General features: G+C 64.6%; 20 protein-coding genes and 1 tRNA gene. 11 read left to right on the top strand and 10 right to left on the bottom strand.

Annotation, left to right across the window (positions count from 1 at the left end; all coding sequences use genetic code 11):
- Nucleotides 1–141, bottom strand: a complete 141-nt coding sequence (locus C481_RS22385; RefSeq protein ID WP_193787832.1) for a hypothetical protein — start codon at nt 139–141, stop codon at nt 1–3.
- A gap of 550 nt (nt 142–691) precedes the next feature.
- Here C481_RS22385 and C481_RS04190 point away from each other — a divergent pair.
- The 4 genes from C481_RS04190 to C481_RS04175 all read left to right on the top strand — a co-directional run bounded on the left by C481_RS04190 (nt 692) and on the right by C481_RS04175 (nt 8,436).
- A complete protein-coding gene (locus C481_RS04190; protein ID WP_006107758.1) occupies nt 692–2,347 on the top strand; it encodes a sulfatase in 1,656 nt (551 codons plus the stop codon).
- A 70-nt stretch (nt 2,348–2,417) separates the two neighbouring features.
- Nucleotides 2,418–3,833, top strand: coding sequence for a hypothetical protein (locus tag C481_RS04185; RefSeq protein WP_006107757.1), 1,416 nt, complete (start codon nt 2,418–2,420; stop codon nt 3,831–3,833).
- Nucleotides 3,834–4,025: 192 nt separating this feature from the next.
- Complete coding sequence (locus C481_RS04180) at nt 4,026–5,528, top strand: carboxylate--amine ligase (RefSeq protein WP_006107755.1); 1,503 nt, start codon at nt 4,026–4,028, stop codon at nt 5,526–5,528.
- A gap of 97 nt (nt 5,529–5,625) precedes the next feature.
- Nucleotides 5,626–8,436, top strand: a complete 2,811-nt coding sequence (locus tag C481_RS04175; protein ID WP_006107753.1) for a heavy metal translocating P-type ATPase — start codon at nt 5,626–5,628, stop codon at nt 8,434–8,436.
- 77 nt (nt 8,437–8,513) lie between these two features.
- Here C481_RS04175 and C481_RS04170 read toward each other — a convergent pair whose 3' ends face one another.
- Entirely contained in the window at nt 8,514–9,041 is a 528-nt protein-coding gene (locus C481_RS04170; RefSeq protein ID WP_006107751.1) for a cupin domain-containing protein, read from the bottom strand.
- A 143-nt stretch (nt 9,042–9,184) separates the two neighbouring features.
- Here C481_RS04170 and C481_RS04165 point away from each other — a divergent pair, with 143 nt between their 5' ends.
- Nucleotides 9,185–10,654: a lipase maturation factor family protein gene (locus tag C481_RS04165; RefSeq protein WP_006107749.1), complete on the top strand. Its 1,470-nt coding sequence runs from the start codon at nt 9,185–9,187 to the stop codon at nt 10,652–10,654.
- Between the two features lie 39 nt (nt 10,655–10,693).
- On the opposite strand, the gene C481_RS04160 is transcribed toward C481_RS04165, so the two are convergent.
- A complete protein-coding gene (locus C481_RS04160) occupies nt 10,694–11,071 on the bottom strand; it encodes a DCC1-like thiol-disulfide oxidoreductase family protein (protein ID WP_006107748.1) in 378 nt (125 codons plus the stop codon).
- Between the two features lie 157 nt (nt 11,072–11,228).
- Between C481_RS04160 and C481_RS04155 the strand changes: the two genes are divergently transcribed.
- The 3 genes from C481_RS04155 (at nt 11,229) to C481_RS04145 (ending at nt 13,875) form a co-directional block, all read left to right on the top strand.
- Nucleotides 11,229–11,411, top strand: coding sequence for a hypothetical protein (locus C481_RS04155; protein ID WP_006107747.1), 183 nt, complete (start codon nt 11,229–11,231; stop codon nt 11,409–11,411).
- A gap of 130 nt (nt 11,412–11,541) precedes the next feature.
- Nucleotides 11,542–12,789: a hypothetical protein gene (locus tag C481_RS04150; protein WP_006107745.1), complete on the top strand. Its 1,248-nt coding sequence runs from the start codon at nt 11,542–11,544 to the stop codon at nt 12,787–12,789.
- Between the two features lie 69 nt (nt 12,790–12,858).
- A complete protein-coding gene (locus tag C481_RS04145; protein ID WP_006107744.1) occupies nt 12,859–13,875 on the top strand; it encodes an alpha/beta hydrolase in 1,017 nt (338 codons plus the stop codon).
- Between the two features lie 117 nt (nt 13,876–13,992).
- On the opposite strand, the gene C481_RS04140 is transcribed toward C481_RS04145, so the two are convergent.
- From C481_RS04140 to C481_RS04110, 7 genes are all read right to left on the bottom strand, one after another.
- Nucleotides 13,993–14,065: transfer RNA gene (locus C481_RS04140), tRNA-Arg, on the bottom strand.
- 99 nt (nt 14,066–14,164) lie between these two features.
- The gene (locus tag C481_RS04135; protein ID WP_006107743.1) at nt 14,165–14,431 is read right to left on the bottom strand and encodes a HalOD1 output domain-containing protein; all 267 of its coding nucleotides are present in this window, start codon (nt 14,429–14,431) and stop codon (nt 14,165–14,167) included.
- 421 nt (nt 14,432–14,852) lie between these two features.
- Nucleotides 14,853–15,752 carry a phosphogluconate dehydrogenase (NAD(+)-dependent, decarboxylating) gene (gene gnd, locus C481_RS04130; RefSeq protein ID WP_006107742.1) on the bottom strand — a complete coding sequence of 300 codons (900 nt, stop codon included), beginning with the start codon at nt 15,750–15,752 and terminating at the stop codon, nt 14,853–14,855.
- 197 nt (nt 15,753–15,949) lie between these two features.
- Entirely contained in the window at nt 15,950–16,447 is a 498-nt protein-coding gene (locus C481_RS04125) for a hypothetical protein (protein WP_006107741.1), read from the bottom strand.
- Nucleotides 16,448–16,534: 87 nt separating this feature from the next.
- A complete protein-coding gene (locus C481_RS04120; RefSeq protein WP_006107740.1) occupies nt 16,535–17,005 on the bottom strand; it encodes a hypothetical protein in 471 nt (156 codons plus the stop codon).
- A gap of 73 nt (nt 17,006–17,078) precedes the next feature.
- Nucleotides 17,079–17,639 carry a hypothetical protein gene (locus C481_RS04115; RefSeq protein WP_006107739.1) on the bottom strand — a complete coding sequence of 187 codons (561 nt, stop codon included), beginning with the start codon at nt 17,637–17,639 and terminating at the stop codon, nt 17,079–17,081.
- Nucleotides 17,640–17,703: 64 nt separating this feature from the next.
- Nucleotides 17,704–18,273 carry a deoxyuridine 5'-triphosphate nucleotidohydrolase gene (locus C481_RS04110; protein WP_006107737.1) on the bottom strand — a complete coding sequence of 190 codons (570 nt, stop codon included), beginning with the start codon at nt 18,271–18,273 and terminating at the stop codon, nt 17,704–17,706.
- 298 nt (nt 18,274–18,571) lie between these two features.
- Here C481_RS04110 and C481_RS04105 point away from each other — a divergent pair, with 298 nt between their 5' ends.
- From C481_RS04105 to C481_RS04095, 3 genes are all read left to right on the top strand, one after another.
- A complete protein-coding gene (locus tag C481_RS04105; RefSeq protein WP_006107735.1) occupies nt 18,572–19,384 on the top strand; it encodes a hypothetical protein in 813 nt (270 codons plus the stop codon).
- An 88-nt stretch (nt 19,385–19,472) separates the two neighbouring features.
- Nucleotides 19,473–20,207, top strand: a complete 735-nt coding sequence (locus C481_RS04100) for a hypothetical protein (protein WP_006107734.1) — start codon at nt 19,473–19,475, stop codon at nt 20,205–20,207.
- Between the two features lie 164 nt (nt 20,208–20,371).
- On the top strand, nt 20,372–21,313 hold a 942-nt coding region (locus tag C481_RS04095; RefSeq protein ID WP_006107732.1), incomplete at its 3' end, for an aconitase family protein.

Genomic DNA, 21,313 nt, shown 5'->3' with positions numbered 1-21,313 from the left:
TCACCAGCGTTCGTCGTACTGCATACGGGACATAGCGTGACCCTCGTAGAGTTCCTGTTCCGGGTCTTCGTGTCCCTGCTGGCCTTCGGTGGTATCGGCGTCACCATTTTCTGTGCTGTCCGAGTGATCGGCGTCGTTCATTCGACGGTCAGCAGGCGCGGAAAAACCAACGAGAATGAACCGTAAATCGCAGTTCAGTGGACCGACACGGTCGACTCACCGCCGACAAGTCCTGCTCCCGACGACCCGGTAGACGGCCCTGCTGGCCTGCACGTTGGTCTTCGTGTTCGTGCCATCCCGTACGCACTCGCCCCCGCGCCTTCGTCTGGGTGGGGCCCGACGCTACTACTGGCGGTCGAAGTTCGACGTGGAAATCATCGAGTAACGCAGAGTGGGGCACCCTGTTACACTGGCCGATACAGAATGGACCGGCTCGTGCTGAACACGCGGGTGTATCTTGCACGGCGTCAGGGGAACAAATCATAGTTGATGTGTAGATCGCGGCGTTTCACCTCCCCTCACGGCTGAAACTCTCCACCCTTCTGACGACCCGTATAACACCAACCGAGACGCGGGAAATCTCGCGAGAGTTCGGACCGGGAAGGTGTACAGCGGCCCATCACGATATCGTGAAACACCTGCAAGTTCCGGGCTGGTGACCTTCCCCATGTGAAGCGGAGATACGCTATCCATGGCGGAGCAAACCCAGCGTGAGTCGAATTCGGGTGAATCGGAGTCACATTCTACGGTTCGGAACGTCGTTCTCGTCGTTCTCGATACGGCACGGGCGCGGCGAGTCGCCGGAGACTGGGATCAGACCAGTGAGAACGAACGGGACGAGAATAACGGGGCTGCAGCCACCCACGATCGAACGACCCCGGAGCTGCACCGGCTCGCCGAAACGGGAACGACGTTCGAGAACGCGTTCGCGACGGCACCGTGGACGCTCCCCTCCCACGCCTCGATGTTTACCGGGCTCTACGCCTCCGAGCACGGCACCCACGGCGACCATACGTATCTCGATTCCGACCTGCGGACGCTCCCCGAGGCGTTCGACGACGCCGGCTTCGAAACGATCGGCGTCTCGAATAATACGTGGATCACCGAAGAGTTCGGCTTCGACCGCGGCTTTGACGACCTGCGCAAAGGCTGGCAGTACATCCAGTCCGAAACCGACATGGGGACCGTCGTCCGCGGCGAGGACCTCCACGAAAAGCTTCGGGCGACCCGTGATCGTCTCTTCGACGGAAACCCGGTCGTCAATGCGGCGAACATCCTCTACAGTGAACTCTTCCAGCCGGCGGGCGACGACGGGGCGTCCCGCTCGGCGGACTGGGTCGAAAAGTGGCTCGCCACCCGCGACGACGACCGGCCGTTCTTCCTGTTCTGTAACTTCATCGAACCCCACGTCGAGTACGACCCGCCGCGCGAGTTCGCGGAGCGGTTTCTCCCCGCGGATGCGACCTACGAAGAGGCGACCGCGATCAGACAGGACCCGCGCGCCTACGACTGCGAGGACTACGAGATCACCGACCGCGAGTTCACGCTGCTCCGCGGCCTGTATCGCGCGTCGCTCGCGTACGCCGACGCGCAGGTCGGCCGGCTTCGGGAGGCGCTCGAGACGAACGACGAGTGGGAGGACACGCTCTTCGTCGTCTGCGGCGACCACGGCGAACACGTCGGGGATCACGGATTCTTCGGTCACCAGTACAACCTCTACGACAGCCTGCTCAACGTCCCGCTCGTCTGTCACGGCGGCCCGTTCACCGACGGCAACCGCCGCACCGAACTCGTGCAATTGCTCGACGTGCCGCTGACGATGCTCGAGACCACCGGCGTTGACGACCCCGAACTACGCGAGCAAGCGGCCGGCTACTCGCTGTATCCCGGCTCGACGACGGACGCGCCCTCGCCCGGAGCGACATCGGCAGCGGCGACCGTCACGACTGGGACGCCGAAACCGGAAGCGACGGCATCCACGACAGCGCCGAACTCGCGAGACGCCGTCTTCGCCGAGTACGTCGCTCCGCAGCCCTCGATCGAGCGGCTCGAAGCGCGGTTCGGCGACGTTCCGGACCGCGTCCGCGAGTTCGACCGGCGGCTCCGGGCGATTCGGACGACCGAGTACAAGTACGTCCGCGGCGACGACGGCTTCGAGCGGCTCCACCACGTCGAGACCGATCCGCACGAACGGACGGACATTTCGGACGCGGAACCGGAGACGGTTCGGCGACTCCGGCAGCGCCTCGAAGACGAGTTCGAGCCGCTCGGAGAGTCGGTTTCGACGGGCGAGGTGGCGATGCGAGAGGGAACGAAGGAACGACTCGCGGATCTCGGCTACCTGTAGCGTCGCCCCGCGAATCGAGCGCGAGTCGGCCACGAACACCGAGCGATCGAACCAGCAGACGGCGAACGACATGTCAGCTACTGAGCCACACTCCGGGTCGGAGCCCGGTGCCGACGGATTCGTCGACTTCGTTCGTGCCTACACCAAGACGTGGGTCCACGCGCTCGCCGCTGCGGCGCTGACCGCCTTCGGGACGCTGACGGTCGTCAACCGCTGGTTCGCCGCGCTTGCACTTGCCTCCTATCTCGTCCCGCTCGTCGTTCTCTACGCCCGTTGGCGAAGGACCAGCGGTGAACTCGGAATGGGACCGGGTGCTGCTGATCAGTCCGCAAGCCGTCCCTCGAATGCGTCTCGGGACGATCAGCCCCGGACCCAGGAGGACGAACCGCCCGCTGCGTCAGCGTCGGTGAGCGAGGATGGGAGTGATGCTGCGACTGCTTCGGATACCGATGAAACCGCGAGCGACAGTTCGCATCACGAGCCGGCGGTAGACGCCGGTACCGCGCCGGACGAAGAGCAATCGACGGCGGACGTGCCCCATTCCCGTCCGGACCGAGACGGCGAATGGACCACCACCGACGCGCCCACCGGGGCACCGCTCTCCGACGTAACCATCACTGACGACGGGCACAGCTATGCCGTCGGCGATGGTGGCGTCGTCCTTGCCAGTTCGGACGCCGGCGACTGGCACACCGTCCTCGAAGACGGCCCCGCCGCCGCCGGCAACGATCTTACCGGTGTCGCCGCAACCGACGACGGCGGTGCCGTCTGGATCGACGGCGACAGCGGGACCGTCGCCCGGATCGATACCGCCACCGACCGCCACACCGATTACACGGCCCCGACCGGAATCACCGACAACTGGCTCGGAATCGCCGTCGGCGGCGACGCCGGAACCGAGACGATCCTGCTCAGCAACGGCTCCGGGGAAATTCTCCGCGGGCGCTACCGACGCGATCCGACCGGCGCGGACGACACCGCGGCGAGCGGGTCCGGTGAACTCGCGTGGGACGAGCCGCTCACCCCCGGCAGCGGTTCCAGCCTGAGCGGCGTCGACCTCGCCGACGACGCGGTGGGCTACTGCTGCGACACCAACAACGGCGTCTTCGAGACGACCGACGGCGGCACGTCGTTCTCCCGAATCGGCCTCGACGATGCGGCGGGGACGTTCACGAACATCGTCGCGGCTACCCCGGCTAGTCCGTCACCGGTACTGGTCAGCGCCGACGACGGCGTCGTCCACCGATACGACGGCACGACCTGGACCCCCGAGCGCATCACGGACACCGCAGTGACCGGCCTCTCGGTCGGCGGCGAGCGACTGCTCGCCTGTACCGACGACGGAGCGGTGTTCGAACGGCAACTGAACTCGACCGAGTTCAGTTCTGCGACTGGGATAGCTGACTCGCTGCAGGCGGTTGCGGTCGGGCCGCCGCGAGCGATCGCCGTCGGTAGCGACGGCACGATTGTGGAGCGCCAGCGCTGAACGGGGTCTCGGGATCTTGGAAGGCTCGGCGTACGCCCGAGTACGGGTTGCTTTCTCCCGGTGGTTGACGGCGCTGTACCGGTTCGGCGGTGGTTCTCGCTGTATCGTCCCGTGTCTCCGTACGGGAGCGGCGACTCCCCGCGAGTGAAGTAGCGACGACATAACATTTCCACCCGAGGTCGACGGCCCACTATGAGATCGAACGCCCCGGGTGAGTGCCAGTCGGTCGTCGTACCAGGGATTACCGCGCCGAGTTCAGTTGCGTGTGTTCGATCGCTCACTCGGCGCGATATTCGGACGATCGTCGTCTCGAGCGACGAGCGAACGCCAGCCGCGAAATCGCGGTACTGCGACGAGGCGGTCGTCGTGCCGTCTCCCTACGAGGATCTGCTCGCCTATCGGGACGCGCTGCAGGCGCTTGCGATGCGGCCGGACGTGCGGACGATAATTCCGGTCAGAGAGCCCGACGTGTACGTTCTCTCGAAGTATCGCGACGAGTTCAGCGAGCATATCGGAACGCCCTGGCCCGAGATGGATACGCTCGCCAGGGTACAGGATCGAGTCGAACTCTTCGAGGCGGCGGCGAACGCGGGTGTTGGCGCGCCGGAGACGGAGTCGTGTACGGAGATTCCGGAATCGGGCGAGTGGATCGTCAAGCCGCGGTACTCGGTATTGGGTGATGAGTACCTCGATCGGTACGGCCCGGAGACGTGTATCGCGCCGCCCTCGACGCGGTATCTGGAAACGGAGGGTGACGGGACAGCATCCGGTACGGTGGCGGCTGCGACTGCCGGCACGACGGCGACGACGAGTACGACCGGGTCGACGACCCGGACGGCTATCGACGTGAACGAAAGCATCGAGGACGGTGGATCGAACGTCGATGTGGCCGTCGAATCGACCGACGAGCGCGTTTCGAAGACGAGCAGTACCGTTACGGCGTCGTCCACGGCGACCGAGCGCGCGACCGGTTCCAGTACGGCCAAGACGGGCACAAGCACGAACACGAGTACGAGTACGAACACGGCTCCGAACGGCAGGACCCCCGACGCGCCCTCCCTTGAAACCCTGCGAACCGAGATGGGACACACGCCGATTCGCCAGGAATACGTCCCGACGACGGACGAATACGGCTTCTTCGCCCTCTACGACCACGGCGAGCCGGTCGCCACGTTCCAGCACCGCCAACGCCGGGGTTACAGCTACGCCGGCGGTCCGAGTTCCTACCGCGAATCGGTTTGGATTCCCGAACTCGAACGCGCGGGACGTGCGCTGCTCGATCACCTCGAGTGGCACGGCCTCGCGATGGTCGAGTTCCTTCGCGACGAGGAGACGGGCGAGTTCAAGCTGATGGAGGTGAACCCGCGGTTCTGGTCGTCGTTGCCGTTTTCGGTCCAGACGGGGGCCGACTTCCCGTACTACTACTGGCTGCTCGCGGGAGACGAGCGCGAGCGGATCGACCACGATTACGAGGTCGGGATGGGCGGCCACCTCGTCCGCGGCGAGCTGTTGCATCTCTACTCGATCCTGACGGCCGACGTGCCGCTGGTCGAGAAACCGCCGTTTCGGACCGCGCTCTGGGACATCTGCCGGTCGATGGTGACCGAGCGACGGTGTGACTATCTCAGCCGTGACGACCCGCGGCCGTTCGTGCGGGATCTCGCGAACGCGGCCGCCGAGTTCGATCCGCGGTAGCGAGCGCGCGGCCGTTTTCCGGGCCGATCGGACGCCGAGGACGAACCCATCGAGAGCGGAGAGACACCGTTATTTGGCTCGCCCCGCGAGATCCGTTGTGGACGACGATGCCGAGCGGTCGACGGCCGGCCCCACCCCCGGATCGAGCCGCTGTCGACTCTGCGGGACGGCGCTGACGCCCGCCGAGAGCGACGGCGACGAGCAACCGCGGAACGACACCACAGCCGCGAACGCCTTCTGTTCGACCGGCTGTCGGCAGATCACCGAGACGCTCGCTCCTCCGGAACCGGACGAACGGAACGCCGCCGGATCAACCCCCACCGTCGATACTGCAGACGAGTCCGCGGCCACGTCCGCTGACGCCACGGCACCCGACCGAACCTTCCTCCGCGTCGACGGCATGTACGCCGCCACGTGCGAACGCCACCTCGAATCGGTCGCGAAATCCCAGGACGGCGTCACCGACGCCGCCGCGAGCTACGTCACCGAAACCATCCGCATCGATCACGACCCCGCCCGCATCTCCGCCGCCGAACTCGAGGCGGCATTGACGACGACCGGCTACACCGCCTACCGCCGCGAAGAAGCCTCGAGCGACGCCGAAACCGGCGGCACGCGACGCTCGCGCGAGATGTCCGGCCTCCGAAAGCGACGGACGGACGATATGCTCGAAGTTCGGTACGTCATCGGCATCGTCTTCGGATCGTTCCTGCTCATCCCCTACGCCGCACTCCTGTATCCGACGTATCTCGCCTCGGTCTTCGACTGGCGGTTCCTCTCCCTCTACGACGAGGCGTTTACCGGATTCGGCGGCCTGCTCTTTTTGCCGCTGTTTTTCACCGTCACCGGTGCCGTCCTCTATCTCACCGGCATGCCGCTCTTACGGGGTGCCTACGTCAGCCTCAGACACCGCCAGCCGAGCACCCAACTGCTCGCGTCGCTCACCGTCGTGAGCGCCTTCTGCTACGGCACCATCGCCTTCGTCTCCGGTCGCAGCGACCTCTACTACGACCTGACGATCATCGTCGCCGCCATCGTCATGGCCGCGCTCTTCTACGAAGCGATGGTCAAGCGCCAGGCCATGGACCGCCTCACCGAACTCACGATTTCGCAGGTCGACACGGCCCGCGTGTTCGACAGCGCCGGTTCGGAGGCCGGCGACGCCGAACGCACCTCCGACCGGGATTCCGAACGAGCCTCCACTCTCGACGACTCCGACGACCCCGGTAACCCCGACGATCTCGACGACTCCGACGGCCCGGACAACTCCGGCGACTCTGACGACGCTGACACGCCGACAGCGGCCACCTCCGAACCGTCGGCACCGAGCCAGCACACTCGAACCATCCCCGTCACCGACCTCTCCGCCGGCGACCGACTCCTCGTCCGGGCCGGCGAACGCATCCCCGTCGACGGCGAACTCGTCGCGAGTTCGTGTACGGTCGACGAAGCGGTCGTCACCGGCGAGTCGCTCCCGATCTCGAAAACCCCCGGCGACGCGGTCGTCGGCGGGTCCGTCGTCACCGGCGACGCCGCGATCGTCGCCGTCGGCGACCGAACCGACAGCAGCATCGACAGGCTCACTCGAACCGTCTGGAACCTCCAGAGCGCAGCCCACGGCATCCAGCGGCGCGCCGATGAACTCGCGGCGATCTTCCTCCCGGTCGTGCTCGGCGCTGGGGCACTCGTAGGCGCCTGGAACGTCTTTCAGGGGAACGGACTCGCGTCGACGACGACGGTACTGGCCGTGCTCTTGACGATCATGGTAGCGAGTCCGTGGGCGCTCGGCCTCGCAACGCCGTACTCGGTCGCGTCGAGCATCCGCGAGGCCATGGATCGCGGCATCGTCGTCTTCGACGAGACCGTCTTCGAGCGGTTGCGAGAGATCGATACCGTCGTCTTCGACAAGACCGGGACACTGACGACGGGCGAGATGACGGTACTCGAGGCCGACGGCTCGCCCGCTCTGCTTCGAGCGACCGGCCGACTCGAACGACACGCATCCCACCCGGCCGCCGCGGCGATTACGGCGGCGTTTGCGTCGAACGGAGGCCCCGGTTCCTCGGGTGCCTCGGACGCGGTCGACGACCCGACACCCGACGCCGGCACGGTCGACGATTCGACGCGTTCACGAGACGAGACGGACCCCTCCGACTCGGCCGGCGACGAGTTCGTCCGCGAGTTCACCGACCACGGCAACGGCGTCTCGGGCGTCGTCGACGGCGACCGACTCCTCGTCGGCCACCCCGACCTGTTCGATGACCGCGACTGGGACCTCGATCCTGAACTCGGGGGGCGCGCGAGCGACGCACGCGAGGCGGGGAATCTCCCGGTCGTGATCGGCCGGAACGGCCGCGCCGAGGGCCTCGTCGTCGTGGGTGATGAGCCCCGGGACGACTGGGAGGAAACCGTCACGGCCCTCTCCGAAAGCGATGTCTCGGTCGTCGTGCTCACCGGCGACGAGGGTCGAGCGACCGAGACGTTCGCGCAACAGCCGGGCGTCGACCACGTCTTTACCGGCGTCCCGCCGGACGGCAAAACCGAGGCCGTTCGCCGACTCCGCGCCGACGGCCCCGTTGCGATGGTCGGCGACGGAACGAACGACGCCCCGGCGCTCGCCGCGGCGGATCTGGGGCTCTCGCTCGGCGGCGGCACGGCGCTGGCCTCCGACGCGGCCGACCTCGCCATCGTCGACGACGACCTCTCCGGCGTCGAGCGAGCGTTCGCGCTGGCACGGACCGCCCGTCGCCGCGTCGTCCAGAACCTGGCGCTCGCACTCAGCTACAACGCCATCGTCGTCCCGCTCGCCCTGACCGGCCTCCTGAATCCGCTGTTTACCGCCGTCGCCGTCGGGATTTCTAGCGGCCTGATCGTCCTGAACTCGTCGCGGTCGCTGCGTCCGGCGTGAAGCGTCTACCAGACTCGGTGGAGCCGGACACGAGAGATGGACGAACGGGCTGCAGAACCGGGTCCTGGAACCGGCCCTCACTCGAGTTCAACCGGCGCGCCGCAGGCGGGACAGACGAGTTCGGCCTCGTCATCGTCGCCGATTCGCAGGTGGTCGTGGTCGCAGTCGGGACAGGTGACGTTCCGATCCTCGAGTACCGGAATGCGCGTAACCCGCACGTCCTCGCTGTCCCGGGGTGCGCCGAGCGCGATCGCGACGACGCGGTCGTCCGAGTCGTTCCGGCCGGACTGGAACTCGCCGGGGGCGAACCGGACGGCCTCGAACTCGCCCACGACGAGTTCGTGTTCGTCGCCGGCCGCGTTCTCGGCTGCCGCGTCGGCGGCGCGGTCGCGTTCGATCTCGAACGTCGCTTCGCCGGCGAGCACGACGAAGACTTCCTCCTGATCCGCGTGCGCGTGTATCGACCCGCTGAATCGTTCGCCGGGATCGAGAACGTAGCGCGTGATCGCGAGGTGCTCGGTCTCGAGCGGGGCCGCGAGTTCGCGTCGATCCGAGTGATAGTCGGTCGAACGCGGATCGATATCGTCGATCGAGACGTGCTCCATACCGGGCTGTTCACGAGCGCTCGCCATGAACTCGGGGGCCGTCCGACGAGTTAGTAGCGGCGTCGGATCCGACCCCGGTTTTCGTCGGGTCCCGTAGGAGCGCCCCGCCACCTCTTTGCTCGTCGGCGGATTCAGGTCCCCACATGTTCCACGGCGAGGAGTTCTGGCTCGTCCGGCTGCTGTTCCAGCGAGGCCTCGCGCTGTTGTACCTGCTCGCCTTTCTCGTGGCCGCCTTCCAGTTTCGCCCGCTGGTCGGCGAGGACGGCCTCCTGCCGATCGAGTGGTACGCCGAGGGCGCGTCGTTCCGCGAACGGCCGAGTCTCTTCTATTTCGTCCCGAGCGATCGGGCGATCGGCCTCGCGGCCTGGAGCGGCGTCGCCGTCTCGGGCCTGGTGCTGCTCGGCGTCCCCTACTGGCTCCCCGCCGGCTATGCCACGCCCGCATCGATGCTCCTCTGGACGGTGTTGTGGCTGCTGTATCTCTCCTTCGTCAACGCCGGACAGACGTTCTACGGCTACGGTTGGGAGTCGATGCTGCTCGAAACCGGCTTTCTCGCGATCTTCCTCGGTGCTGGCTCCGTCGCGCCGCCGTTTCTCATCATCCTGTTGCTCCAGTGGGTGCTCTTCCGAAACATGTTCGGCGCGGGGCTGATCAAACTCCGCGGCGACGACTGCTGGCGGGACCTCTCCTGTATGGACTATCACTACGAGACCCAGCCGATTCCAAACCCCGTCAGCTGGTTCGCCCACCACCTCTCGAAACGAGTTCACCGCGTGGAAACCTTCGGTAACCACGTCGTCGAACTCGCGGTGCCGTTTCTCTACTTCGCACCGCAGCCCGCCTCGGCGCTGGCCGGGATCGCCACGATCGGCTTTCAGGGGTGGCTGATGATCACCGGGAACTTCGCCTGGCTGAACGCGATCACGATCGTCCTGGCGATTCCGACGTTCAGTGACGGCGTGCTCACGGCCGTACTCCCGATCTCCGCGCCGACGGCTGCCGCGACGCCGCTGTATCTCCAGACGCTCGCCGTCCTCGTCACGCTCGTCGTGGTCGCGATGAGCATCCGTCCCGTCGAGAACATACTCTCTGCGAGCCAGACGATGAACACCGCGTTCGACCCGCTGCACCTGGTCAACACCTACGGGGCGTTCGGCTCCATCACGAAAACGCGCTACGAGATCGTCATCGAGGGGACGACCGACGAGACGGTTACCGACGAGACGACGTGGCGCGAGTACCGGTTCAAGGGAAAGCCGACCGATCCAGAGCGCCGCCCGCCTCAGATCGCCCCGTACCACCTGCGCCTGGACTGGCAGCTCTGGTTCGCCGCGATGGCTCCGACGCCGCGCCGCCACCCCTGGTTCCTGCGATTTCTCGGGAAACTCCTCGAGGGCGACGCGGAGGCGCTGGCGCTGCTCGCCGAAGACCCGTTTGCCGACTCCGAAGGGCCGGCCCACGTCCGTGCAGTCCGGTATCGCTATCGGTACACGACACCCGAGGAACGCGCCGAAACCGGTCGGTGGTGGCACCGCGAGCGCGTCGGCTCCTACGTCCGCCCCGTCTCGTTGACCGACGTGCGGCGGCGAGCGCCCGGCTGGTCGGCGGACTAACGGCGTCCCGACCGGACTCACGCGTCGCTGCACCCGGCGTCAGGACTCCCGTCTGGCCGGCGGGGTCTTCGAGACGATCTTTCCGAAGAGGTCGCGGTTGTTCGCCACCAGTTGGTAGCCGTGTTCGCGCAGCCGGTCGTACTCCTCGAAGTGGCGGAGGAACTGGACGAACTCGCGCGCCGGACCGTCGATGTCAGAGCGCAGGAAGGCCTGCTCGATCGAGACCCCGCAGGAGTAGACGTCCTCCTCGGTAAGCAAGTGCGAGCAGTCCTCGTAGCTCTCGGGGAGTTCAGCCCGCAGTTCCGGCGTCAGGTCGCTGAACCCGACGAGCCGGATCGATGATCGTTCCGAGAGGTGGTCCGCCCACCAGGTACAAAACCCGCAGTCGTCGTCGTAGACGAGCGTCGGTCGTTCCATACCCGGACACACGTCCCGTATCCACTAACGTTTACTGCGGCGTCGGTCCGAAGCCGGCCGTCTCCGGCACGCCGGCGACGCACCGAACCGTCGAGTTCACTTCGCGTCGACCCCAACATCCATTCCCCTTACCCGCGAATACCGGCCCGAGAGAGCGATGGAACGGTTCGTCACCCTCATCGTCGCCGGCGGGCTCTGTCTCCTCGCCGGCCTCTGGCTCGCCGAACTCGTCGCGCTGGGCTCTCCGCCCTGGCTCGCCGGCGCGGCGCTCGCGCTCTGTGGCACCGGTGCCATCCTGGCCGGAATTCGGCGCGAACTCGCCGTCTCGCCGTTCGCGTGAGTCCGACCCGTCGGCGAGCGCGGCGTGACGGTGACAGTGCACCACCCCATCGTAGCGGTCGCCAACGCTCGGCGGGATCCGCGACGCGGACCGCCAGAACACTCTTTGCGGCCCCCTCCGATGCAGCCTCATGAGCAGCGCGGCTCGCCCGCTCTCGGAACCGCAGGTCCTCGCCCACGCCAAGCAACGGCTCTTTCCCGCGGCGAGCGACCGTTCCTACGTCGTGGCCGACACCCAGTTCGCGCGCGAGGAGTGGCTCCCCGGCCAGCCCATCGATCCCGCCGTCCGCGACCGACTCGCCCCGTTCAACCACGTCGAAATCGGCGGCGGCTTCCCGGACCTCGTCGGCGTGCACGAACCCGATGAACTCGATCCGGAACTGCTCGCCGTGGACCGCCTCGGTGACGACCCGCCGCTGCTCGCCATCGAAGCCAAGGGGTACGCGAGCGGCGGCGTCGATACCCGGCGCGGCATCGTTCAGGCCTACGATCGCCTCCACGAGGCCAACGCGGCGTACCTCGCCGCCCCGGTAGAGGCGGTCACGGACACCGACCGAACGCTCGCGCGGGAGTTGAACGTCGGCGTCCTTGGCGTCGACACCACGGGAGCGGTCGACGTGCTCGAATCCCCGCGCCTCGTCGGGAACCGAACCACGACCGAGGCCTCGGCGCTGCGGTTCCAGGCCAGCGCTCAGGGCGTCGCGGAGAACTCCTTCGGATTGAACCACCCGAAAAACTATCTCGGCTACCCGCTCGCTCACTACGCCGACGGCGACACCGCGTGCCTCCTCTCCGAGTTCAACGTCGTCGGAGCGGTCCGAGACGCCAGGCGCGGGGCCGCGTTCCTCGGGCTGATCGAGGACCGCGAACGGGTCGCGCTGACCGCCCTCGGCGAGGAGGTGATCCGCTTCGGGAAAGCCCGCTGTGGCTCGGTCGAAGCGGCGCTCGAAACGTTCGCCGACTGGTATCGCTCGCGAAAGCGGTTCATTGAACTCGCGCCGGCGTGGGGGCAGTTGGCCCGCCGCGTTCTCTTCGAATACCCCGCAACGGAACTGCTCGTCAACGAACTCCAGACGATGCACGACGACTGGATTCCCGAGCCGTCGCTGGTCGACCTCGTCACCCACCTCCACGAGCTCCATCCGACGTTCGCCGTCGAATTGTTCGTTCGCGGCGACGAGGCGGTTCGCCGTCGAGTGCTGACCGCCGAGGGCGACCTCCGGCGCGCTGAACTCGAGGACGGCGACATCTACCACTCGCCGACGGTGTTTCAGTTGAAGACGATGCTCTACCACGTCGGCATTCTCACGGCGAACGGGACGGAACCGCACCGGCTCGACCCGACCGCGGATATCTGGGCGCTTCGCGAGCCCGTTTGAGCGCTCGCTACGAGTATACGAGTTTCCGGGAGACGCACCGTTATGCCGCGCGCCCCACATCCGTTACGTATGAGCGAACCGACGGGCGAAGCGGCCGACGCGAACGTCTCGGTCCACGAGGGCATCACCTACGCCGACCGCGAGGCCGGCGAAATGGAACTCGACCTGTACCTCCCTGACGAAGAGCGTCCGCCGCTGGTCGTCTACGTTCACGGGGGCGGCTGGATTGCCGAAACCCGCGATAACGTCCCCGATCCGGAGCGCTACGCGGCCGAGTGGGGCTGTGCAATCGCCAGTGTGAGTTATCGTCTGGCCGAGGTTCCCGACGACGCCGGGCCGGAGATACAGGGGATGTACGATCCGACCAACCCGACTCCACGGGGGGCGTTCCCCGCACACTTCGTCGACGTGAAGGCTGCGATTCGATGGCTTCGAGCCACTGCTGCGGAATACGGCTACGACGCGGAGCGCATTGCGGCGTGGGGGTCCTCGGCGGGCGGTCATCTAGCCCTGCTCGCGGGCGTCGTCAAGGACGTGATGGATCTGGGAGAGACGTTCGACGGAGAACTGACAAAGTCCGTCGCACCCGACACTTCAGGGGCGGTGCAGGCGGTCGTCAGCTGGTACGGTCTCACCGACTTCACGTTCGCGGCGGACCACGCACCCGGCATTCCCTCACTGCTACTGGGCGGTCCCGCGTCCGACCACCCGAAGCGGTTCGAGCAGGCGAGCCCCCTCACCCACGTCTCCGCGGACAGTCCACCGACGCTCCTGATGCACGGGCGAGCGGACGAGGTCGTGGCCGTCGAACACAGCCGGCGGTTCTTCGATTCGTTGGACGAAGCGGGTGTGAACGCCGTCTTCTACGAGTTACACGATCGCAACCACGTCTGGGCAGAGCGCATCGAGGACATCGAATCCGAACGGGTGGCGATGGACCTCCTCGCGACCGAGCCGACGCCCAGCCAATCGGTGTACAGCGCAACTCACGTCGACGAGGGCGAGACGCCGGAACCGCTCCTCGATACCGCGTTACCGGCTGGCCCGGCAGCGATCGAGCAGTTCCTCGCCCGCACTATCGAATGACGAGCGGACACGCGCCCGCACCTACCGGTTAGCTGTAGCGACTGCAAGCCGGGTCGGCCACGGTTCAAACATCTCCGCCGTCGCTGCCGCTCACGGGGAGATTTCGCAGCAAAACGACGGGCGCGGAGGGATTTGAACCCCCGACATCTTGGTCCGGAACCAAGAACTCTGTCCACTGAGCTACGCGCCCTCACTCCGCCCTACTGCAACCGCCGGCAAAACGGTTCCCTTTTCGATTCTTCCATCGCTGTCACCGGGCGTGGCTGACCGTCACACGCCGCCTGCAGAATTAAATCGTGGATTCCGTGTTGAAAACGTCGCCCGCCCCCTCGGCGACCGTTCCGGGTTCCGCCAGCGAGATCTCGACCGTATCTTCGGGCTGAGAATCGGCTCGTACAGTTACGTTCCGACCGTGATAGCTGAACTCGAGGCTCGTAAATCCGCTACTCGATTCACAGAGCGAATCGAGCATATCCGGGTCGATAACGTCATAAAGCGGCTCGAGTTCAATCGGATCTGTCCCGGATTCGCGGGCGACGAGGTCGACGATAGCCATGCTTGGTCGTTGATCCGTTACCGTGACTTCCATCGAACGTGCGCACTGCGAGTTCATAACTGATGCTGTGGGTTCCGGTGATAAAGAAGGTGACCCAATATTTCAGGAGGCGGAGTCAGGAGAGAACGATTGTTCAGAATACGCGACCGAATATCGCCAGATAAGCGGCTAAAACCGCCGATAGTCGAACACGGATGGCGGGAACTGATGCCGTACAGATAAGAGAGAAGACAGATATTGCTTCAGAAGCGGCTATTACGGAGTGATTTTGAACGGTGGTTCTGAATAGTGAGTAGTAATGGGGCACGGCAGTCAGTGGCTGAACTCGGTGCGGACTATGGCACCAACTGCAACGTGTTACACGCCGGTCGCAGAGCCGTCGTGCGATCGGGTGTGAAGCGACTTGCAGTGGCTACTAGAGTCAGTCGCGTCGGGGGACTTCGTGTCGGCCGAAGCCGTACCGGAGGCGGTTGGCGAGTCGTCGCGAGAAGCGGCCGTCGTCCGCGCGTGAGCCGAACCGTTCGGAGAGTGCGGTGTAGATGAGCGGTAGTGGGACCTCCTGTTCGAGAGCTTCCTGAACGGTCCAGGTACCGGTGGAGCCGCCTTCGATGCGGTCTGCGACGGTGCCGAGGTCGGTTCCTTCCTCGCGGAACGCTTCCTCGCAGAGTTCGAGGAGCCACGAGCGGATCACCGCGCCGTTGTTCCAGACCGAGGCGACGGACTCGAGATCGAGGTCGTATCGGCCCTCGTGGAGGAGTTCGAAGCCTTCGCCGTAGGCTTGCATGAGTGCATACTCGACGCCGTTGTGGATCATCTTGACGTAGTGGCCGGAGCCTGCGGGGCCCATTCGCCCGTGGCCGTCGGGACCGGTTGCGACGGCGTCGAAGACGGGGCCGAGTTCGTCGTAGGCCCAGGCCGGGCCGCCGATCATGAGCGAGAAGCCGAGTTCAGCGCTGGCGGGGCCGCCGGAGGTGCCACAGTCGAGGTAGGCGGCGGGGCAGGCGTCGGCTCGTCGAACTGAGTCTTCGAAGTATGAGTTGCCGCCGTCGACGACGATGTCCGTCTCGTCGAGGTGCGGGTCGAGTTCGTCGAGCGTTGCGTCGACCGGCTCGCCGGCGGGGACCATGAGCCAGATGCGCTTGTCGGTACCGAGGCGGTCCGTGAGATCCGAGATAGAGTCGGCGGGTTCGGCCCCGGCGTCGGCGGCCGTTGCGACGGCTTCGGGATCGAGGTCGAAGGCGACGATGTCGTGGCCCGCTGCGAGGGCACGTTCGACGACGATCTGTCCCATACGTCCGAGTCCGATAACGCCCAGTTGCATAGCGGACCGTCCGCGATGGAGTGAGGTAGGGGTTGTGGTTTTCGTGGCTTCGGGTTGGGTTATGAGTGCTGAGAGTGAGTGTCCTCTCGTGGGAGCAGACTCACGACCGGGGTCCACACTGTGCCGAGAATTATGCGCTCGCGATTGCGCCGTGCCCCCTCAGGTCGTCCTGACCAGTGACCCTTCGGACCGTACCGCTACTGCAGTGGCTCCTTGAGATGCGCCCAGCCGATGGCGTCCAAGACGATGAATCGATCGTCGTAGTGGACGTAGACGCCGTTGTATTCGTGTTCCGTTCCCTCGTGGTACGGCAGTGAACCGCGAATCGTATCGACGACGGACCAGGCACCGTCGCGTTCCAGCGTGACGTGTTCCCACTCCTCGCGTGCACGGCGCCGGATCGCACGATTGATCGCCCGCCGTGCACCGGGAATCTCGTCGAGTTGGCGCGAAGAGGCGTCGACGATGGTCGCGTTAGCAGGAACCTCGTCCGGGTCGATGATTCGCGCGCCGAGATTGGCCTTCGATCGGGACGTCGAGTTCTTCGAGCGGTTCGAACTGAGCACGTAGCCGGCGAGGGCTGCCGTGCCAACGGCGAGCAACGAGAGTGCAATTCCTTTCGTGCCGCTCCTCGCGACGGTCGTGTTCGCGTTCGCCCCCCCGTTTCCGGTTCTGTTCCCAGTCCCCCTGAGCATGGGAGTATCTTACAGTAACCGACTAAGTATCTTTCGCAAGAATGGTAGTTCCACGATCGGTTCCCAAACCGACGAGTTCGAAAGCGCCTACAAAGAGAGGCTCGCTGCAACGTTCGTCGTGATCGCCCCGCCAACGACGAGCAACGCGATTCCGACGAGTGCGGCCGCCCGATACAGTCCCAATGCATCGGCCGCGGGTTCGCGAAGCTTCTTCCCGTTGAGACCGCTCTCGAGTCGTTTCGAGCCAATTTCGACGAGGGTGGCAAGCAACAGCCAGAGAGCGACCATTAGCAGCACCAAGTGTCCCCTGGTCGAGCCGAACAGGCTCGCGGACGTGTACCGCGCCTGTGCGAGATGACCGCCCGTAAGCAACAGGACGAGCGCGCTGACGCGCGAAATCGTCGTCAACTTGCCGGCGATTGCCTCGAGCGGCTTCGTCGTATTGAACTCGCCGTCGCGAGCGAGCGGCAGTACGACGAACGCGACGTAGAAGACGCTGCCGGCCCAGAGTGCCCCAAAGACGAGATGGAGGGTCTGCGTAACGAACGTCTCGACCATAGTACTCTCTTGGAGACTGGAGGTATCAGGGTTCCGACTTGCGGCGGGCCGGCTGCTTGCTACCGTCACCAGCTTACTCGAGCCACTCCCAGTCAGCGGTCCACCGGATCAATCGTCGTCGAAGAAGCGCGTAGGCTATCGAGACGCCGAGACCGCCGAGCACGACGATCCTGACCCAGCCGTCGAAGACCACGAGGGCCGGCAGTGCGAGGACGAACGCGAGAACGGCATCCTCCGGTGCACCGTCGTATCGGATCCATCGCTTCGGACGGAGCCATCGACCGTGGACGTGGTCGTAGACGGCGCGTTCGGTGCGGTTTCGCCAGGGGTCCATCTCCGGCCCGCCGCCGAAAACGTCGGTCGCGGCGTGGAGCCAGGCTGCGACGACGAACGCGGCGATAGCCAGCGTTGGCGCTGTCGGCGCGGAAAACGCGAGTCCGACCGCCAGAACGACCCCGACGAGTCCGACAATCGGGAAGTGAAACGTCCGGCGGTGGGTGAGCGGCAGGTCGAAGTCGGGAGCGAGGCCGCCCACGAGCGCGCCGAGCGCGAGCGGCGCAGAGAACTCGGGCACGAGGTATGCGATCGGAGACACAACGGTGAGACCGGCGAACGCGTGCGTCGTCGCCATCATCGGGTGCGATCACCGGCCATACCGACGGTTCGACGGACGGTACCAAAAGTGGACCGTCCGGTGGTCAGCAACTGCTCCCGTCGATGTTCTCGCCCTGATAGCTGCCGTCGTAGGTGTCCTCGTGATTCGACTCGGCGAACACGAGCTGGGCGATCCGCGCGTCGCGTTCGATCTCGACGTCGTGGTGGACCTGCAAGAGCCCCTCTCCGCGGCCCTCGTAGCCGGCGTCCCAGACCGCCGTATTGAGCATGCAGGAGTTTCGCATCAGCGACGAGCGGGGATAGACGAACCCGATGTGCCCGTCCGGAATCGCGATTTGTTCGTTGTAGCGCGCGACGTACGCTCCCTCGGGCAGATAGTACGTGTCGGGCGCTTTCTGCTCGAGTTCTTCGAGCGGGCGGGCGGCTCGGTCGCCANCTCCCTCGGGCAGATAGTACGTGTCGGGCGCTTTCTGCTCGAGTTCTTCGAGCGGGCGGGCGGCTCGGTCGCCGATCTGCTTGCCGTCCCGGCCGATCCGGCCGGGTTCGAGCTGATCGAAGACGATGTCGAGGGTGAGGTCGACGCCGTTGGGTTGGACCTGTTCGGAGGTCGTCGGCGAGACGTGGTCTGCAACGAAGGTACCGGAACGGAACATAGTCGGCGTTGGTTGTCCTGCTACCAAACGCTTTTCGAGTCGGCCCGAAGGTTTCGCGAATGCACCTATAGACGAAGAAATAGAAGCGCTCCTCGACAGTGGTTATCCTATCCCTCAAGAGCGGCTTGACCATCGCATCACTCCGACAAATCGCTGATTGAATGTGGTAAAGTAACAAATGTTTATATATAAAATGATGCTACTACAGAAAGCAATGTCAAACCAAGACAGCTGTAATTCGAATAGCAGGCGAAGCGTTCTCAAGCAATTGGGTGTCGGTGCGGTAGGAACGAGTCTCTTGGCCGGAACGGTCGTCGCCGACTCGGGAACAAACGACCAAGAAGAAGGCTCCCAAAAGACGGCTGAGTCCCCGGTATCGGCGTCGATGGAGGTTGATCCGAGCACACGGGGGCTGACTGACGGCGAACGGACCGCGTTCGTCAACGACATGAGCGACAAGTACGGCCAGGAAATCGCCGAGAGAATAGTGCCTGATGGACACGAATCGGCGGACGGTGGAGATATCGGAACGCAGGGCCAGATGCCTGGTCTCGAGCCCGGATCGCTCGTTTGGGATGACGACGAGCATCTAGAAGTAGATAACCCGTACGGCCAGACGCTTGTGGAATCAGACAATTATGCCGCACTTTACGAGACAAATGTTTACAAAGACGGTGGGAACGACCGATACTACATCTATTGGCTCTGGTCGGCGGCGCAGTCTATCGACCATATCAACATCACGGGGAACATCAAGGAATTTTGGAACCACATCGATCTTACGAACTCTGCCGACGTCACGGTCTACGACCCCGGCGGAGACGTCACGAAAAATGGCATCCCGGTTACAGTCAGCGCCAGCGTTTCCGGGACGAACTCGAGCGGTTCGGTCGGAGCGTCAGCTGGTATAGAAGGAGAGTTCTATCTCTCCGAAGATACCGTTGGCCCTCATCCGGACAAGACGGGCCAAGATACCGACGAGTTCGCCGTTCGGTGGGACGGTAACTATGAGGGATCACAGGAGATCAACGGGACGCTTGTCGAGCGACGAGATACCTGGGACAACAGGAGTTTCACGTGGTCCGTCTATCTCGACGGTGCCGGCATATAACAGATATCGCGTTCTGAAGAACACATCCTCTCCGATAGTCTTCTTATTGTAGGAGAGATTATATGGCTTCAAATAGTGCTAGTGGGTAATGACGAAAACGACCGGTGAGACGCGCAGTAGACGGGTGTTTCTCTCGCTGATCGGAGGAACGGGAATTTCGGCGGTTGCGGGATGTAACAGCCACCTGATCGGACAGTCGGAGTCATCGGTGCGTACGGCAGATGAATCGATATCCGTGGGTCCTGACGCAACCGGGTTAACGGATGACAAACGCGAGCGATACACCGACCGGATGGCGGAGACGTACGGGTTGTCGGCCGCCGAGAAGATTATCCCCGATATCGCCGACCTGAATCGACGACTGCAACCGGGACTCGCGCTTTCGAATCTCGTCTGGGACGATACACAGTCACTCACCGTGACCAACTCGTCGGGCGCGACGCTCGTCGAATCGGACAACTACGCTGCGCTCTACGAGAACGAACAGTCCTCCTCGTCGACCGAAGGACACTACGTCTACTGGCTCTGGTCCTGTGCTCGTCCGCAAGAGGCGAACGAACTCCGCGAACTCTGGTCTCACATTGACGTGACCGGCGGCGGTGACGTGATGGTCTACGATCCGGGTGGGGACGTGTCGGACAACGGGACGGTCGGTCCCCACCCGGAAAAAACGGGTCAGGACACGGACGAATTCGCCGTCCGATGGACTGGCGAACACGACGGTCTACAGACCGTGACCGGAAGCCTCTCTGAGAGGCGCGTCGACGGCGATGAACGCGGCTTCGAGTGGACCGTCTCACTTGCGTGCGCTCCGAATCGCTAACCGATATTCTCGCCTGGGTGAATTCGCCCGCAACTCGAGTGGTTAGTCGTCGAATGTTCGCGCAAGAATTGCTCGAAAACTGCGCGCATGGGCGTATCTAACACGGTCGATCCTCAAGGAAACACGCTGGATTTATCAGGACGGACGGCCGAGATTCGGATGCTATGGGACAGACTCTCACCGAAAAGATTCTCGACGACCATCTCGTCGAGGGCGATCTCGAGACCGGCGAGGAAATCGGTATCGAGATCGATCAGGTACTTACCCAGGACACGACCGGAACGATGGTCTGGCTCCAGTTCGAAGCGATGGGACTGGACGAGGTCCAGACCGAAATCGCAGCCCAGTACTGCGACCACCAGACCTACCAGTTCGACTTCAAGAACACTGACGACCACCGTTTCCTGCGTTCTGCGGCCGGTAAATATGGCGCTTATTTCTCTCGCCCCGGCAACGGTATCTGTCACAACGTTCACCGCGAAAACTTCGCCGCACCCGGCAAGACGCTGCTCGGCTCCGACAGCCACACGCCGACCCCCGGCGGCCTCGGTGAACTCGCCATCGGTGCCGGCGGTATCGACGTGACCGTCGCGATGGGTGGCGCACCGTACTACATCGAAATGCCCGAGATCGTCAACGTCCGTCTCGAGGGCGAACTCCCCGAGTGGGCCACGGCAAAGGACGTCATCCTCGAGATGCTCCGTCGCCTCTCCGTGAAAGGCGGCGTCGGCAAGATCCTCGAATACACCGGACCCGGCGTCGAGACGCTCACCGCACCCGAGCGGATGACGATCACGAACATGGGCACCGAACTCGGCGCGACGACGTCGATCTTCCCGACCGACCACCAGACCGAGGACTACCTCGAACGCGTCGGTCGCGGCGACGAGTTCGCCGAGATCCAGCCCGACGAGGACGCCGAGTACGACGACGAGATCGTCGTCGACCTCTCGGACCTCGAACCGCTGATCGCCCAGCCGTCGATGCCGGATAAGGTCGTCCCGGTCCGCGAAGTCGCCGGCCAGGACGTCTCCCAGGTCATCGTCGGTTCCTGTACGAACGGCGGCTACGAGGACATCCTCCCCGTCGCCAAGATGCTCGAGGGT

The sequence above is a fragment of the Natrialba asiatica DSM 12278 genome (assembly GCF_000337555.1).
Classification (GTDB): domain Archaea; phylum Halobacteriota; class Halobacteria; order Halobacteriales; family Natrialbaceae; genus Natrialba; species Natrialba asiatica.
The sequence above is the reverse complement of the archived record's forward strand: the minus strand, read 5'-3'. Positions and strand labels throughout refer to the sequence as shown.

Excerpts from the sequence above, each read along its gene's own strand:
- C481_RS22385 (WP_193787832.1), bottom strand. The coding sequence starts at position 141 with ATGAACGACGCCGATCACTCGGACAGCACAGAAAATGGTGACGCCGAT.
- C481_RS04190 (WP_006107758.1), top strand. The coding sequence starts at position 692 with ATGGCGGAGCAAACCCAGCGTGAGTCGAATTCGGGTGAATCGGAGTCA.
- C481_RS04185 (WP_006107757.1), top strand. The coding sequence starts at position 2,418 with ATGTCAGCTACTGAGCCACACTCCGGGTCGGAGCCCGGTGCCGACGGA.
- C481_RS04180 (WP_006107755.1), top strand. The coding sequence starts at position 4,026 with ATGAGATCGAACGCCCCGGGTGAGTGCCAGTCGGTCGTCGTACCAGGG.
- C481_RS04170 (WP_006107751.1), bottom strand. The coding sequence starts at position 9,041 with ATGGAGCACGTCTCGATCGACGATATCGATCCGCGTTCGACCGACTAT.
- C481_RS04165 (WP_006107749.1), top strand. The coding sequence starts at position 9,185 with ATGTTCCACGGCGAGGAGTTCTGGCTCGTCCGGCTGCTGTTCCAGCGA.
- C481_RS04160 (WP_006107748.1), bottom strand. The coding sequence starts at position 11,071 with ATGGAACGACCGACGCTCGTCTACGACGACGACTGCGGGTTTTGTACC.
- C481_RS04155 (WP_006107747.1), top strand. The coding sequence starts at position 11,229 with ATGGAACGGTTCGTCACCCTCATCGTCGCCGGCGGGCTCTGTCTCCTC.
- C481_RS04150 (WP_006107745.1), top strand. The coding sequence starts at position 11,542 with ATGAGCAGCGCGGCTCGCCCGCTCTCGGAACCGCAGGTCCTCGCCCAC.
- C481_RS04145 (WP_006107744.1), top strand. The coding sequence starts at position 12,859 with ATGAGCGAACCGACGGGCGAAGCGGCCGACGCGAACGTCTCGGTCCAC.
- C481_RS04135 (WP_006107743.1), bottom strand. The coding sequence starts at position 14,431 with ATGGCTATCGTCGACCTCGTCGCCCGCGAATCCGGGACAGATCCGATT.
- gnd (WP_006107742.1), bottom strand. The coding sequence starts at position 15,752 with ATGCAACTGGGCGTTATCGGACTCGGACGTATGGGACAGATCGTCGTC.
- C481_RS04125 (WP_006107741.1), bottom strand. The coding sequence starts at position 16,447 with ATGCTCAGGGGGACTGGGAACAGAACCGGAAACGGGGGGGCGAACGCG.
- C481_RS04120 (WP_006107740.1), bottom strand. The coding sequence starts at position 17,005 with ATGGTCGAGACGTTCGTTACGCAGACCCTCCATCTCGTCTTTGGGGCA.
- C481_RS04115 (WP_006107739.1), bottom strand. The coding sequence starts at position 17,639 with ATGATGGCGACGACGCACGCGTTCGCCGGTCTCACCGTTGTGTCTCCG.
- C481_RS04100 (WP_006107734.1), top strand. The coding sequence starts at position 19,473 with ATGACGAAAACGACCGGTGAGACGCGCAGTAGACGGGTGTTTCTCTCG.